Source organism: Kitasatospora sp. MAP12-44, assembly GCF_029892095.1.
Classification (GTDB): domain Bacteria; phylum Actinomycetota; class Actinomycetes; order Streptomycetales; family Streptomycetaceae; genus Kitasatospora.
The window spans coordinates 5,061,971-5,077,035 of record NZ_JARZAE010000004.1 but is presented as its reverse complement, the minus strand read 5'-3'; the positions used below and the strand labels follow the sequence as shown (position 1 = coordinate 5,077,035).

Genomic DNA, 15,065 nt, shown 5'->3' with positions numbered 1-15,065 from the left:
GTGGTCCGGCGACATTGCCGGGCGGAGAGCCTCCGACTCACACCCCGGCGATCGGCGCCGGGGTCAGTCGCGTTACTTGCTGGTGGCGAGCTCCTTGTCCGCGGCGGCGGAACCGGCGGCGGCAGCGGGCTTGGCCTCGACCGGCTTCGGGGCGGGGGCCGCAGCCTCCTGGAAGGCGCCGAACGGCTTCTCCATCTCCGACAGGCCGACGATCTCGCGCTTGAGGAACATCGCGAGCGTCCAGTCGGTGAAGACCCGGACCTTGCGGTTCATGGTCGGCACCCGGCTGCCGTGGTACAGGCGGTGGAACCACCAGGCCGGACGGCCCTTCAGCTTGTACTTGCCGAAGAGGATCGCCACACCCTTGTGCAGGCCCAGACCGGCCACCGCACCGAGGTTCTTGTGCTTGTACTCCTTCTGCGGGAAGCCCCGCATACCGGAGATCACGTTGTCGGCGAGCTGCACCGCCTGACGCACCGCGTGCTGCGCGTTCGGCGGGCACCAGGCGCCCTCGCCGACGGCGAGGTCCGGCACCTGGGCGTTGTCGCCGGCCGACCAGACGTTGTCGAAGCCCTGGACCTGGAGGGTCGGGGCGGTGTCGACGTGGCCACGCGGACCCAGCGGCAGACCGAAGTTCGACAGCACCGGGTTGGGCTTGACGCCGGCCGTCCACACGATGGTGGCGGCGTCGGCCTCGATGCCGTTCTTCAGCACGACGTGCTGGTCGACGCAGGAGTCCATCGAGGTCTCGATGTAGATCTCGATGTTGCGCTCTTCGAGCTTCTCCTTGGTCCACAGACCGAGGTCCGGGCCCATCTCCGGGAGGATCCGGTTGGCCGCCTCGACCAGGATGAACCGCATGTCATCCCGGCTGACGGTCTTGTAGATCTTCGCGGCGTCGCGCGCCATGTCCTCGACCTCGGCGATGGTCTCGACGCCGGCGAAGCCGCCGCCGATGACCACGAAGGTGAGGGCCTTGCGGCGGACGTCCTGGTCCGCCGTGGACTCGGCCTTGTCCAGCTGCGCCATGACGTGGTTGCGGAGGCTGATGGCCTCTTCCACGGTCTTCATGCCGATGCCGTGCTCCGCCAGACCCGGGATCGGGAAGGTGCGGGAGACCGAGCCGGTCGCGACGACGAGGTAGTCGAAGGGCAGCTCGTAGGAGTCGCCGGCCAGCGGCGCGATGGTGGCGACCTTGCGGGCGTGGTCCACGCCGGTCACGTGACCGGTGAGCACCTCCGCCTTCTTCAGGGCGCTGCGCAGCGGTGCGACGAGGTTGCGAGGCGCGACGTTGCCGCCGGCCGCCTCGGGAAGGAAGGGCAGGTACGTCATGTACGACCGCGGGTCGACGACCGTGACGGTCGCCTCCCCGTAGCGCATCTTCTTGAGGATGCGCATCGCGGCATACAGGCCGACGTAACCACCGCCGACAATAAGGATGCGAGGACGCTCCGTGGTGCTCATGTCGGAAAGTATCCAGCACCGTTCGCAGCACCCTGCGTGAGGCCCGTCACAGAACTCTGGACACCTCGTGCTACACTACGCGGCCCCGAATCCGGGCACCGCGCCGCACCCTCGGGCGGATCAAGGACCGGCTCGGACGTTTGGACGACGACGCCCCTGCTGATCAGCAACGATCCGGGTGGCAGCCGGGTTCCCGCGCGCCATTTCGATTCCATCGGCCAAGTCGGAGGTCGGCCTGGGATCCATCGCCTGCGCCCCGGCGGCGGCCTTCGGTCCCGCAATCCGGACGGACCGGACAGCCGACTGCGACAAAAGGCCGGTTCGCCATGTGAAGAAATTCACGAACTTTCTCGCGGCGGCTGTCGCGCCGACTGCCCGGACGGGGCTTCAAGGCGGCTTCGAGGCCACTTGGAGGCCGCTTCGAGGGGCCTGGCGAGGGCCCCTCGAAGCGGTCGGGCGAGGCACGGCGGGGGCCGGCTCAGCCGACGATGCTCCAGGCGATGCCGTCGAGGATGTCGTGCTCGCTGACGAGCACCTCGGCGGCGCCCGTCCGCTCCATGATCGAGAGCAGCACCAGCGAACCGGCCGCGATCACGTCCACCCGCCCCGGGTGCATCACCGGGATCGCCGCCCGCTCGGCGTGCGTGGAGCTGAGCAGCCGGCCGGTGACCTCGCGGACCTGCTGCAGGCTGATCCGCGCGTGGTGGACGGCCTCGGAGTCGTACGCGGGCAGCTCCAGCGCGATGGCGGCCACCGTGGTGACCGTCCCGGCCAGGCCGACCAGCGAGGCGGCCCCGGTCAGCGGAACCACCTCGGCGGCCTGCTCCAGCGCCGCCTTGATGTCGGCCTTGGCCGCCGAGATCTGACCGAGCGTCGGGATCTCGGACCCGGCGAAGTGCCGCTCGGTCAGCCGGACGCAGCCGATGTCCACCGAACGGGCGGCCTGCACGTGCTCCGTACCGAGCACGAACTCGGTCGAGCCGCCGCCGAGGTCGAAGACCAGGTACGGCGCGCCGACCGGTCCGCCGGCCAACTCCCGGGTGGCGCCGGTGAAGGAGAGCTCGGCCTCCCGGTCGCCGCTGACCACCTCGGGCATGACGCCGAGGATCTCGTGGACTCCCTGGGCGAACTCGTCGCTGTTCTCCGCGTCCCGCGAGGCGCTGGTGGCCACGAAGCGGGTCAGCTCCGGGCCGATGCCGTGCCCGGCGATGATCGCGGCGTACTCGCGGCAGGCCGCGAAGGTCCGCTCGAGCGCCTCGGGGGCGAGCCGGCCGGTGCGGTCGACGTCCTGGCCGAGCCGGACGATCAGCATCCGGCGGTCCAGGTCGGTGATCGCGCCGGTGGACGGGTCCAGCTCGGCGATCAGCAGGCGGATCGAGTTGGTGCCGCAGTCGATTGCGGCCACCTTGCTGGTCGTCACTTCTGCTCCTCCTGGCCGGCCTGCTGGGCCGCTCGCTGGGCTGCCCGCCTGGCGGCCCGCTCGGCCGCCTTCCGCTGCTTGGCGGCGATCACCGCGTCGGGGTCCTCGCCCTCGGTGCGCTCCCTGTGCAGCGCCTCGACTCCGGCCTCGATGGCCTCCTCGCTCACGCAACTGCCCTTGCGCCACCACTCCGGCAGCATCGCCAGCGCCTCGTCACCCAGCGGGTTGACGCCGGGCCCGGCGGCCAGCGAGTGGCCGACCAGCACGTGCAGGCACTTCACCCGGTCCGGCATCCCGCCGGCCGACGGGAAACCCTCCAGCACCTCGATGGCGTCCCGGCGGGCGATGTAGTCCTCGTGCGCCTTCTGGTACGCGGCGGCGAGCTCCGGATCGGTGGCCAGCCGGGCCGTCTGATCCTTCATCACGCCGTCCGCCTCCAGGGTGCCGATCAGCGAGGCGGCCTTGGGGCAGGTCAGGTAGTAGAGCGTCGGGAACGGGGTGCCGTCGGGCAGCCGCGGCGCGGTCTCGACGACGTCCGGGTTGCCGCAGGGGCAGCGGTGGCCGACGGCCCGGGTGCCGCGCGGGACGCGGCCGAGCTGGGCCGCGACGGCGGCGAGGTCGCGGTCGGCGACCGGCGGGGTGGGGTCAGAGGTCATGGGGGTGCAGTCTTCTCACGGAGCGGGGGCGGGAGCGGGGGCAGGGGCTGCGGCAGGGGCTGCTTCAGGGGGGCTGGTGTCGGCCGCGTCGACGGAGTCCCAGACCACGGAGTACCAGGGCTTGGCCGCCTTGGGCTGCGAGGATCCGGGCGCCGCGAGGGGCTTGCCACCGGGCGACAGGGCGGGGTCGGCGGAGACGAACGGCGTCTCGCCGGGGAGCGCGTAGTGCAGGCGCTCGCGGGCCTGTGCCTTCACGTACTCCGGATCCTGCCAGCGGGCCCGTTCCCTGGTCAGCGTGTCGACCTGCTGGCGGGCCTGCTCGGCCTTGACGCGCTGGTCGGCGATCTCGGAGCGCTGCGAGAGGAACTGACGGGTCGGGTAGGCGAGGATCGCCACCAGCGAGCAGAGCACCAGGACGAGGACGGTGGCCCGGCTGGTGAAGCGCGGCCGCACCGTCAGGCCCGGGAACTTCCAGCCTGCCATCTGTCTGGTACCCCTCCGGTCGGCCGTACTGGACGGGGCCGCGGTCCGGCGCGGTGCGCCGGTGCCCCGGCGTCCACCCTACGGGGTGGGCGGCGGGGCACCGGTCAGGCGGAGCGCAGGAGGGGTCAGCCCTCGTGGCGGAAGCGCGGGAAGGCCGCGCGGCCCGCGTACTCGGCGGCGTCGTCGAGGATCTCCTCGATGCGCAGCAGCTGGTTGTACTTGGCGGTGCGGTCGGTGCGGGCCGGCGCACCGGCCTTGATCTGGCCGCAGTTGGTGGCGACGGCGAGGTCGGCGATGGTGACGTCCTCGGTCTCGCCGGAGCGGTGCGACATCATGCAGCGGAAGCCGTTGCGCTGGGCCAGCTCGACGGCGTCCAGGGTCTCGGTCAGCGAACCGATCTGGTTCACCTTCACCAGCAGCGCGTTGGCGGTGCCGGTCTCGATGCCCTTGGCGAGGCGGACCGGGTTGGTGACGAACAGGTCGTCGCCGACCAGCTGGACCTTGTCGCCCAGCTCGTCCGTCATGGCCTTCCAGCCGTCCCAGTCCTGCTCGTCCAGCGGGTCCTCGATGGAGACCAGCGGGTACGAGGCGACCAGGTCGGCGTAGTACGCGATCAGCTCGGCCGAGGAGAGCGCCTTGCCCTCGAACTGGTAGGCGCCGTCCTTGTAGAACTCCGAGGCGGCGACGTCGAGCGCGAGCGCGACGTCCTTGCCCGGGGTGTAGCCGGCCTTCTTGATGGCCTCGACGATGAGGTCGAGCGCCTCGCGGTTGCTGTCCAGGTTCGGGGCGAAGCCGCCCTCGTCGCCCAGGCCGGTGGAGAGGCCGCGCTCCTTCAGCACGCCCTTGAGCGTGTGGTAGACCTCAGCGCCGCAGCGGACGGCCTCGGAGAAGGACTCCGCGCCGATCGGGGCGATCATGAACTCCTGGATGTCGACGTTGGAGTCCGCGTGCGACCCACCGTTGAGGATGTTCATCATCGGGACGGGCAGCACGTGCGCGTTCGGGCCGCCGAGGTAGCGGAACAGCGGCAGGTCGCTGGCCTCGGAGGCGGCGTGCGCGACGGCGAGCGAGACGCCGAGGATCGCGTTGGCGCCCAGCGAGGACTTGTCCGGGGTCGCGTCCAGGTCCAGCATCGCCTGGTCGATCAGGCGCTGCTCGGTCGCGTCGTAGCCGATCAGCTCCGGGCCGATCTGCTCGATGACGGCGAGGACGGCCTTCTCGACGCCCTTGCCGAAGTAGCGGCTCTTGTCACCGTCGCGCAGCTCCAGCGCCTCGAAGGCACCGGTGGAGGCTCCGGACGGAACGGCGGCACGGCCGGTGCTGCCGTCGTCGAGGCCGACCTCGACCTCGACCGTGGGGTTGCCACGAGAGTCGAGGATCTCGCGGGCTACGACGACATCAATGGACGGCACGAGGCATCTCCTATGCGGAAGCGGTCCTGCGGGAAACGGGTTCGTTACGACCTGAGCCTAGCCGCACCCCAGGTCCGGGCCACCCGGACCTGGGGTGCGTCTCAACACGTGGCGTCGTACTCACCGGTAGTTCACCGAGTGGTGCGTCAGCGTGCGGTGCGTCAGCGGAGGTGGAGCACCTCGCCCGGCAGGATCAGGTTCGGGTCCGCGCCGACGACCCCGTGGTTGCCCTGGTAGAGCGCCTGCCAGCCGCCGTCGACGTGCTGGGTCTGGGCGATCGTGGACAGCGTGTCGCCGGCCCGGACGGTGTACGGCTGACCGGAGTTGGCCGGGGCGGCGGGAGCGGTCGGCGACGCCGCAGCCGGGGCCGCGGTCCGGGTGCTCTGCTTCGACGTGGCCCCGGGCTTGGCGGCGGACTTCACGGCGTCGGAGCCGGCGGAGGTGTCGACCGCGGCGGGCGCGCCCCCGGAGGTCAGCCCGGCCTTGACCGAGCAGACCGGCCAGGCGCCGGGCCCCTGCGCGGCCAACACCCGCTCGGCGACCGAGATCTGCTGCGCCCGGGTGGCCTGGTTCGCCTGCCCGGCGTACTGGGTGCCGCCGTAGGCCGCCCAGGTCGAGGGGGTGAACTGCAGGCCTCCGTAGAAGCCGTTGCCGGTGTTGATGGACCAGTTGCCGGTGCTCTCGCAGTCGGCCACCTTGTCCCAGGTGGTCACCGGGGCGGCGTGCGCCCCGGTGGCGGTGAGCAGTGGGAGCGCCAGACCGGCACCGGCCACGCCGGCCACGGCGATGACCTTCTCGGTCTGGGTACGACGACGGTGACGGCCAGTTCCTGCAAACAGCATGAAGGTGTCCCTCTCCGCACGCCTGCGAGGTGAGCTGTCGGGTTCGGACCGGGAGGTGGCCCGGCCGCGCTGGGCGCGGCTTCACCCCGAGCCGTAGGGGAAACGGCAGAAAATCCTGGGTCCCCCGCCCCTGCCCAGGGGGTTGTGTCGGTGTCCCGAAGCGCGGCGGGCAGGATTTGGCGTTCCGCGCACGGGGTTCGCAACCGCGAACTCCAGGGAGAGTAGGCAGATAGCAACAACAATCACAAGCTCATATCGCGTACATCACACGAGAATTACGGATCGTCATGGATCGCCTACCAACGGAGGCGATATGTCGGAGTTGATGGACATTCATCCCGACCGTGGAGCAGCGTTTCGACACGCCGTCAGAGCTTTCCTGACGACTCCTCCGGAGTGAAGGTGACCGGGAGTTCCCGCAGGCCACGCATGATCAGGCCGCCGCGCCAGCGCAATTCCCCGGCGTCGGCGGAGAGCTGAAGGTCCGGCAATCGGGTGAGCAGCGTGGCGAGTGCCGCCTGCCCCTCCAACCGGGCCAGTGGGGCGCCGATGCAGTAGTGGATCCCGTGACCGAAACCGAGATGCGGATTGTCCGCGCGGGCCAGGTCCAGGGTGTTCTCGGCGGCGAACCTGGCCGGATCCCGGTCGGCCGCGGCCAGCACCACGAGCACCGGATCGCCGACCGGGATGTCCACCCCGCCGATCCGCAGCGGAGCCACCGCGAACCGCCAGGTGGCCAGCTCCACCGGACCGTCGTAGCGCAGCAGTTCCTCGACGGCGGTAGCCAGCAGCCCGCTCTCGCCGCGACTCAGCGACTCCTGCAGCAGGGCGCGCTGCTCGGGGTGGCGCAGCAGCGCGTACATGCCGTTGCCGATCAGGTTGACCGTGGTCTCAAAACCGGCGAAAAGGAGGATGAACGCCATCGCGGCGGCCTCGTTCTCGGTGAGGTGCTCGCCGTGGTCGCTGGCCCGGATCAGACCGGAGATCAGGTCGTCGCCCAGGTCCGCCCGCTTGCGGTGGATCAGCTCCGCCAGGTACGTGCGCATCCGCTTCACCGCGCGCGCCACGCCGCCGCGCGGGCCGCCGCCGTGGCGGATCATCATGCCCGCCCAGTCCCGGAAGTCGTCCTGGTCCTCGGGCGGCACGCCGAGCAGGTCGCAGATCGCGTAGATCGGCAGCGGGAAGGCGAACTCGTGGATCAGGTCGGCCGAACCGCGCTCGGCGAAGTCGGAGATCAGCCGGTCGGTCAGCTGCTGCACCCGCGGCTGGAACTCGGCCACCCGGCCCGGCGTGAAGGCCTTGGAGACCAGTCGGCGCAGCCGGGTGTGGTCCGGCGGGTCGATGTTCAGCAGATGCGTCATCAGGTCGGCGCTGCGCTCGCCGGGGATTCCCACCCGGCCGGTGCGGTGGGCCTGAGCGCTGTGGTGCGACGGGTTCTTGGAGAGCCGGCTGTCGGCCAGCGCCTGGCGCGCGTCGGCGTACCGGGTCACCAACCAGGCCTCCACTCCGCTCGGGAGCGTGGTGCGGTGCACCGGGGCGTGCTCCCGCAACCAGGCGTACGCGGGGTAGGGGTCGGTGGCGAACTCCCAGGTGAAGAGGTCGGGCCTGGGAGGCTGCTGAGGCATCGGGGAGGGCTGGTCCGGCATGTCCTGACCGTATCCGGTCCGTACCAGGCGTGAGTCTGGTCACCTGACGGGTAATCCCTGTTGCGGAGGGTCGCGACCGCCTACGATCCTCCGATACGCGGACGCCGTGCGGTGGCGTGCGCAGGGAGGAGCAGGCCATGCGAGTAGCCGGGGCAGTGGTGGTCATCGCGGTACTGGCCGGCGGCGACGGGACGGGTCCGGCGCGCCGGTTCACCGCCGCGGGCGCCGCCGGATTGCTGGTCGCCGACCCGCGCCCGGGGGTGGCCGAGGACCTCGCGACCGCCCTGGACCGTCCCGGCTGCCCGGTGATCGGCGTGAGCAGCGACATCCACCAGCCCAGCGACATCGCCGCGCTGGTGGACACCGCCGAGAAGCACCTCGGGGCGATCGACCTGTTCTGCGTGGCCGGCCCGGACGGCGAGCGGATCGTCGCGCTCGCCGAGCTGCCCGGCAAGCTGCACCGGCTGGCCGAACTGCTCGACCCGCTCAGCCAGGCGATCGGCGAGGTCGTCCCGCAGCAGCGCGGCGCGACGCACGCCGAGCAGCGCAGAGCCTCCTAGCCACCTGGGCCCTAGGGCCTGTCCGGCCCTAGCCGGCGTGACCCTCTGCCGCGCGGACGGCGTCGCGGTAGCCGCGGGCCGCCGCGCGCAGCGCCGCGTCCGGGTCCACCCCCGCGTCGTGCGCGCGCTGCACCACGGCCAGCAGCAGCCGGCCCGCGGAGGCCTCGTCCAGCTCGGCCGGCAGCGCGTACGGGGCGTCCGGTACGCCCTCGAAGCCCGCCCGCCGCACCCGCGAGACCAGCTTGGCCGCGTACGCCAGCGCCGGCAGCCCGGCCGGCACGCCGTCCAGGACGGAGTCCCGGTCGCCCTTCTCGGCGGCCTTCAGCGCCTCCCAGTTGGCCTCGACCTCTGCTGTCGTATCCGCCTCGCTGTCGCCGAAGACGTGCGGGTGGCGGTACATCAGCTTCTCCACGATGTCCCCCGCCACTTCGTCGATGGAGAACGGGTCCTCGGGGTGCTCCTCGGCGATCCGGGAGTGGAAGAAGACCTGCAGCAGCACGTCGCCGAGCTCCTCGCGCAGCGTCGGCCGGTCGCCCTCCTCGATCGCCTCGACCAGCTCGAAGGCCTCCTCGACCAGGTACTTCACCAGCGAGGCGTGGGTCTGCTCAGCGTCCCAGGGGCAGCCGCCGGGCGAGCGCAGCCGGTCCATCACCGACACCAGGTCGAGCAGCCGGGCACCGGGCAGGTCGTAGGAGCCGGGCAGCAGCTCGATCTCGGGGACGGCACCGGCCTGCTCCACCGCCAGCCGGGCCAGCGCGTCGGTCAGGCCCGGGTCGCCGTCCGGGCTGCCCAGCCAGAGCACTGGCGCACGCTCGACCAGCAGCCGGGCCAGCGCCGGGGCGGTGCCGCGCTCGACCAGCTGCACGACCACCCCCGCCTGCGCCAGTGCGGGCAGCTGCGGGTGCCCGGGGTCGCCGGCGAGCACCAGCGGCGCGCCGTGCAGCGCCTCCCAGGCCGGCCAGCTCAGCAGGCCGGGGGCGACGCGGTGGGTGGTGGTGAGCAGGGTCAGCTTCGAGATCTCCACAGCACCGAACCTACCGCCCCGCCGGGGTGCTCTCAGGCCGCGGTCGGGGGCTGCGGCAGCCAGGCGGCGCTCGGGGCGTCCAGCGACACCTGCTGGTCGTCCCAACTGCCGTAACGCGGGTTGACGGTCACCTTCAGGTCGGCGGCGGACTGGGCCAGCAGCTGCTGCACCGCCGCGTTGCCGGCGGCGGTGCCGACCTGCTGGCCGGAGAGCGCAGCCAGCTTCTGATAGCCGACCGACTCCCGGAAGAACGCGTCGATCTGGTCCGTCGGCACCGCCTGCTTCACCAGCAGCAGCTGGTCAAGCGTGGCCTCCCCGCCCACGTTCTGGGCCAGTTGCTGCCGGGCCTGGAGGACCTCGGTGTCGGAGACCGTCAGGTTGTGCGTCGCCAACGCGTGGGCCACCACCGGGATCCGCACCAGCTGGCCGACGGTGGCCTGCACCAGGTCGGCGGGCTCCTGGTAGCCGGCGGGCTCGGCGGCCGCCTCGTCGCGCACCTCGGCGACCCTGGCCTGCACGGTCGCGATGCTGATCCGCTCCGAGCCGACCACGGCCGCGGCACCCGGGTGCGCGACCCCGCCGCAGGCGCTCAGGGCCGCGGCGGCCAGCAGGGCGCCGACGGCGGGGACGGTACGACGCAGGACGGAGCTGGTGCGGATCACGCGGGGCCTCCCGGGCACGGAAACGGGGCTGCTGTGACGACTGGTCGCTCTGGGTGTCTCCTGACGGACCTGAGAATAGGGAGGCCGACGGCCGTTGCCCAGACCTTGAGCAGTACGGGTCACCCGGACGGACCACAGCGGCGGCGGATCAGCGCCCGGCGCGGTATGGACTCCCGGTCGCCGGGCGGTGGGGCGGCCAGCTGCCGGTGCGCGGGTCCAGCGGCTGCGGGCCGGTCCCGCGGTGGTGCTGCAACTGGTCCAGGTGCTGGCGCAGCCGGACCACGTCGGGGTGGTGCGGGCCGAGCCGGGGCTCGCGGTCGAAGAGCAGCGCCAGCAGCCACTGCCAGGCCCCCTCGGTGTCCCCGGCGCCGGCCAGCAGCACCCCGATCCGCTCGCGCAGGTCGAAGCAGCGGACCGGATCGGTGTCCTGGCCGGACTCCAGCCGGGCGGTGTGGGCGGCCAGCAGCGCCCGGTACTCGGCCAGCGCCTCCGGGGCGCGGCCCAGTTGCTCCAGGCAACCGGCCGCCTTGCGGCGGTGGTCCAGTGCCTGCGGGTCGCCCTCGGCGGCGGCCGCCGCGGCGAGCAGCTGGTACTCGGGCAGCGCCGAGCGGTACTGGCGCTCCTGGAGCAGGGTGCGGGCGTAGATGGTGCGCAGGGTGCGGACCAGCGGCGCCTGGTCGCCGTACTCGACCCGGGCACGCGGCAGCAGCCGGGCGGCGAGGTCGAGCACCTCGGCGTAGCGGTGCGCGGCGAGCAGGTCGGAGACCGCGCCGCAGGCCGCCGCGAGGTCACCGCCCGGCGCGCCGACCGGCCCGGCGGGCGGCGCCGGGGCCGGGTGCGCCGAGCCCGGGTGCACCGGCGGTGGCGCAGCGGGCGGGAGCGGCGGCGCGAAGCCGGGCAGCGGGGCGGGGAGCGCCGCCGGGGCGGGCAGCGGGTGGTGCGGGTGGCGCAGCGGCAGCGTCGGGTCGGGCAGCGGGCCGAAGCGGGCCGGCGCCGAGCCGCTCGGCGCGGGCAGCAGCGGCAGCAGGCGGCGGTGCACCTGCTGGGCGTCGGCGGGCCGGCCGGCCGGCGGCTTGGCCAGCAGGTCGAGCACCAGCGCCTCCAGCGCGGCCGGCACCTCGGGCCGCAACCGGCGCAGCGGCACCGGCGGTTCGTCCACCTGGCGGCGCAGCACGCCGAGCGCGGTGGGCGCCCGGAACGGCTCCTCGCCGGCCAGCATCTCGTGCAGCAGGCAGCCGAGCGCGTAGAGGTCGGTGCGCGGGTCGACGACGCCGGACAGCGCCTGCTCGGGCGCCATGTACGACGGGCTGCCGATCGGCACGCCGGTCAGCGTCAACCGGGTGTGGTCGCGGTCCAGGGCGGTGGCGATGCCGAGGTCGAGGAGGACCACCCGGCCGTCCTCACGGACCATCACATTGCTGGGCTTCAGATCGCGGTGGACCACCGGGACGGCGTGCACCGCCGAGAGCGCGGCGCAGATCTGCGCGGCCACCGCGACCGCCCAGTCGATCGGGAACGGGCTCTGCTCGGCGATCAGGTCGCCCAGGCCGATCCCGGGCACCCGCTGCATCACGAGGTAGAGCTCGCCTGCGTCCTCGCCCGCGTCGAACACGGTGACCAGGCCCGGGTGGTCGAGCGCGGCGGTGATCCGGCACTCGCGCAGGAAGCGGCTGCGCAGGCTGTCCTCCTGCGGGCCTGCGGAGTGCGAGCCGCCGCCGGGCCGGGAGTCGACCGGCAGCAGGTCGCCGCGCAGCAGCTTGACGGCGACCCGGCGGTCGAGCCGTTCGTCGTAGCCGGCCCAGACCTGGCCCATGCCGCCGTGCCCGATCTTCTCGGTCAGCCGGTAGCGCCCGTCGATCACGCGGGCCGCGGTCATCGGCCGCCGCCGCCCTCGGCCTGCCGGCGCAGCAGCTCGCCGAGCTGCTGGAGGTCGTCGGCGGGCGGCTCGCCCTGGTAGACCGGGTACGGCTGCTGAAAGGAGACGGCGGCGGGTCCGGGAACGGGTCCAGGGACGGGGACGGGTGGGCCGAAGGCGAACGGCGGCGGCGGGGCGGGCTGCCAGCGCGACCGACGGTGCATCAGCAGGAAGTGCGCGGGCGGGGTGAAGATCAGCACGATCATCGCGGCCATGCCCAGGCCGTTGGCCACCACATGCTTGCCGTCCGGGCCCGCGATCCCCGCGCAGACCACCATCAGCACAAAGAGCGCGCCGAAGAGCGCCGCGCCCGCCACGTCCGCCGGCCGCCTGCGGCGCACCGCCAGGGCCAGCGACGGGACGAAGCCGAGGAGCCCGATCGACAGCACCGGGAGCACGCAGCAGAGCACCTTGGCAGCGGTGCCGAACGGCCCCGTCCGCCGTGGTGGCCGGGGCGGCCCGAACTGGTCCGGGTAGTGGCCTGCCATGGCGGTGCGCTCCCGTGCGACAAGAAGTGGTCGGGCCGGTCCGGCGGTTGCCGCGGCCCGACCGCCACCGTACCGCCACCGGGCGGGGGTTCGGACGGGGGTTGCGACGAAAGCCGCCGGACCGTGACTGCGGCCCATCGCGGCTCGGCGCTGGTCAACGCGGCGTCAGTTCACCTTCGGCCAGGCCGTCGGTCAGCCCCTGGGCCAGTCGGCGGCCCAACTCGCCGGCCCGGCGCAGCTCCGCCTCGAAGGCGGCGACCTGTCGGAACGCCTCCCCCAGTGCCTGCTGGCGCTCGATCGGCAGGCGGGGCAGCTGCACCCGGCGGACGTCGAGCCGGGTGGTGGTGGAGGCGTGGCTGCTGGCCCGCCGGCTGCCGGCGCTGGAGCGCAGCCGGCCGGCCACGAACTCCGGGTCCAGCACGGCGGGATCGGGTCGCAGCAGGTGCAGCTGGCGGCCCAGTGCCGCGCCGTCCATCCGGTCGCCGGCCCGGACCACCACGGCCACCGCCGTGCCGAACGGGCCGGCGCCCAGCGCCGGGGTCAGCACGTCGCCGGGGCGGGCCAGGACGGCGTCGGCCGGGTCGCCGTACAGCACCTGGCCGGGCTGCTGACCGGACATCAGATCCTGCTCGGTCAGCACCGGTACGCCCGGCACACCGGCGCCGGCCGGCCGGGTGATCGGCCCCTGCCCGGAGGACTGCACCTCCAGCGCGCCCGCCCGGACCAGCTCGCCGATGGTGATCATCGGCGTGGCGGCGGGCTCGGCGGGCTCGGCGACCTGGGGCAGCGTCCGGTCCAGGCCGGCCAGCCCGGTGAGCACCTCGACCAGCCGACCGCGCAGGTGCTCCAGTGCGGCCGTGCCGCCGACCGGCGCGGCGGGCGGCAGGTGGCGGGCCGGGGAGAGGTCGGTCTCGTCGTCGAGCAGGTCGATGGCGTCGAGCACCCGGTGCACGCCGGGCCGGTCGGCCGGGGCCGGGCCGCCGTCGCGGGAGGCCTCGTCGAAGGCGCGCCAGGTGTCCAGCACGGTGCGGCGCAGCTCGGGCCAGCCGATCCGGTCGCGCCCGCCCGCCTGGCCGGACGCGGGCTGGGTGGCGGTGGCGTCCAGCAGCAGCAGGCGGCGCCGGGCGGCCTGGTCCTGCGGGTCGGGGCGGCGCAGCAGCCACAGGTGCAGCGGCACGCCGTACGGCGGCGCGGCGCCGGCCGGCAGCGCGATCACGGCGCGCAGCGCGCCGGAGCGCAGCAGCTCGGCGCGCAGCCGCCGGCCGGCCCGCCGGGAGGCCACCGTGGGCGGCAGCAGCAGGGCGGTCAGGCCGCCGGGGCGGGTGTGCGCCAGGCAGTGCAGCAGCCAGGCCAGTTCGGACTCCGCGCGGGGCGGCACCTGGTCGAAGAGCCAGCGCGAGTCGTAGCGCAACTCCTCGTGGCCCCAGTCGCGTTCGTTGTACGGGGGCTGGCAGAGCACCGCGTCGGCGAGCAGGCCGGGGTGGGCGTCGGCACGCAGGCTGTCGCCGGCGCCCAGCCGCAGCGGGAGCGGGCCGGGGGCGGTGGCCGGGCTGTGCAGGGCCAGTCGGAGCAGGGCCACCGCGGCGAGCACCTGGTCCAGCTCCTGCCCCCAGCGCAGGGTGGCGGCGGGCAGCGGGAGCAGCAGGGCGCCCAGGCCGCAGGCGGGGTCGAGGACGCTGCGCGGATCGCCGTGCAGGTGCGGTTCGGCGCTCACCAGGGCCGCCAGCAGGGCGGCGGCCTCGGGCGGGGTCGGGCTGACCTGGCGGGAGTTGGCCTCGGCGTAGCGGGTCAGCAGTTGTTCACAGGCGGCCACCGGGCCGTGCTCGGCGGCCAGTCGGGCGAGCAGCCGGGCCAGCTCCAGCTGGGTGCTGCCGTAGAGCGTCGGCAGTCGCAGCAGCTCGGCGCCGGGCGGGCCCAGCACGTCGGTCGACAGCTCGGCCAGCGCGCGGGGCAGCGCGAGCGCGAGCCGGGTGTCGGCCTCGCGCTCCAGGGCGGCCCAGCGCTCGGGCGCGCGGTGCAGCAGCAGCAGGAAGGCGGCGGCGGGCACCAGCAGCGCGGCCGGGTGGCCGGCCGGGTCGCGCAGCGCCTCCAGCTGCTGCCAGACCCTTTCCAGCAGTGGGAGTTCGGCGATCTTTCCCTGCTCGCGCAGCCAGTTCTCGACCCGGTCGAGCGGGAAGGTGGGGCTGGCCTCGGTGCCGCCGACCGGCTGCGGGAAGTCGGGGTGACGGCGGCGCCAGTTGCTGACCGCCGCCCGTCCGACTCCGGCAAGCCTGGCGATCTCGACGGCGGTCACCTCGGGGCTCTCCGGCATGGACGACTCCTCTGCGAACGGTCTGTGACCGCACAGCATAGCCGTGGACCTCACCATCAGGCGTTCACACGTGAACAGAGACGTTTCGCATTTTGCCGTTGACAGCGTTCACAGCTCCTGATGTGATGAACCCATCGCACCGGACGGCAGCAGTCGGCCCGGGAAGCGCCTGAGAGCAAGGG

13 protein-coding genes and 1 riboswitch are annotated in these 15,065 nt (G+C 73.4%); of the genes, 1 reads left to right on the top strand and 12 read right to left on the bottom strand.

The features are described 5' to 3' along the window. Window positions 1-72: 72 nt before the first annotated feature. The 7 genes from P3T34_RS23720 to P3T34_RS23690 form a co-directional block, all read right to left on the bottom strand. Window positions 73-1,464 (bottom strand): NAD(P)/FAD-dependent oxidoreductase, encoded by a 1,392-nt coding sequence (locus tag P3T34_RS23720; RefSeq protein ID WP_280668057.1) that lies wholly within the window; start codon window positions 1,462-1,464, stop codon window positions 73-75. Window positions 1,465-1,942: 478 nt separating this feature from the next. Beyond that, a complete protein-coding gene (locus P3T34_RS23715; protein ID WP_280668056.1) occupies window positions 1,943-2,884 on the bottom strand; it encodes a Ppx/GppA phosphatase family protein in 942 nt (313 codons plus the stop codon). Further along, on the bottom strand, window positions 2,881-3,540 hold the full coding sequence (locus P3T34_RS23710) for a DUF501 domain-containing protein (RefSeq protein ID WP_280668055.1): 660 nt from the start codon (window positions 3,538-3,540) through the stop codon (window positions 2,881-2,883). The genes P3T34_RS23715 and P3T34_RS23710 overlap by 4 nt, the downstream gene beginning before the upstream one ends. A 15-nt stretch (window positions 3,541-3,555) precedes the next feature. Beyond that, entirely contained in the window at window positions 3,556-4,023 is a 468-nt protein-coding gene (locus P3T34_RS23705; RefSeq protein WP_280668054.1) for a septum formation initiator family protein, read from the bottom strand. 125 nt (window positions 4,024-4,148) lie between these two features. After that, the gene (eno, locus tag P3T34_RS23700; protein WP_280668053.1) at window positions 4,149-5,435 is read right to left on the bottom strand and encodes a phosphopyruvate hydratase; all 1,287 of its coding nucleotides are present in this window, start codon (window positions 5,433-5,435) and stop codon (window positions 4,149-4,151) included. Window positions 5,436-5,596: 161 nt separating this feature from the next. Beyond that, the gene (locus P3T34_RS23695) at window positions 5,597-6,277 is read right to left on the bottom strand and encodes a transglycosylase family protein (protein ID WP_280668052.1); all 681 of its coding nucleotides are present in this window, start codon (window positions 6,275-6,277) and stop codon (window positions 5,597-5,599) included. A gap of 5 nt (window positions 6,278-6,282) precedes the next feature. Then, a riboswitch (cyclic di-AMP (ydaO/yuaA leader) is annotated at window positions 6,283-6,437 on the bottom strand. 208 nt (window positions 6,438-6,645) lie between these two features. Then, window positions 6,646-7,923: a cytochrome P450 gene (locus P3T34_RS23690; RefSeq protein ID WP_280668051.1), complete on the bottom strand. Its 1,278-nt coding sequence runs from the start codon at window positions 7,921-7,923 to the stop codon at window positions 6,646-6,648. Window positions 7,924-8,060: 137 nt separating this feature from the next. Here P3T34_RS23690 and P3T34_RS23685 point away from each other — a divergent pair, with 137 nt between their 5' ends. After that, window positions 8,061-8,483: a hypothetical protein gene (locus tag P3T34_RS23685; protein WP_280668050.1), complete on the top strand. Its 423-nt coding sequence runs from the start codon at window positions 8,061-8,063 to the stop codon at window positions 8,481-8,483. 28 nt (window positions 8,484-8,511) lie between these two features. On the opposite strand, the gene P3T34_RS23680 is transcribed toward P3T34_RS23685, so the two are convergent. From P3T34_RS23680 to P3T34_RS23660, 5 genes are all read right to left on the bottom strand, one after another. Further along, on the bottom strand, window positions 8,512-9,507 hold the full coding sequence (locus P3T34_RS23680) for a MazG family protein (protein WP_280668049.1): 996 nt from the start codon (window positions 9,505-9,507) through the stop codon (window positions 8,512-8,514). Window positions 9,508-9,539: 32 nt separating this feature from the next. Further along, window positions 9,540-10,169, bottom strand: coding sequence for a hypothetical protein (locus P3T34_RS23675; protein WP_280668048.1), 630 nt, complete (start codon window positions 10,167-10,169; stop codon window positions 9,540-9,542). 148 nt (window positions 10,170-10,317) lie between these two features. Then, on the bottom strand, window positions 10,318-12,045 hold the full coding sequence (locus tag P3T34_RS23670; RefSeq protein ID WP_280668047.1) for a serine/threonine-protein kinase: 1,728 nt from the start codon (window positions 12,043-12,045) through the stop codon (window positions 10,318-10,320). Next, window positions 12,042-12,572 (bottom strand): hypothetical protein, encoded by a 531-nt coding sequence (locus P3T34_RS23665; protein ID WP_280668046.1) that lies wholly within the window; start codon window positions 12,570-12,572, stop codon window positions 12,042-12,044. Before P3T34_RS23665 ends, P3T34_RS23670 begins: the two co-directional genes overlap by 4 nt. A 154-nt stretch (window positions 12,573-12,726) precedes the next feature. Then, a complete protein-coding gene (locus tag P3T34_RS23660; RefSeq protein ID WP_280668045.1) occupies window positions 12,727-14,883 on the bottom strand; it encodes an N-6 DNA methylase in 2,157 nt (718 codons plus the stop codon). Window positions 14,884-15,065 lie beyond the last annotated feature (182 nt).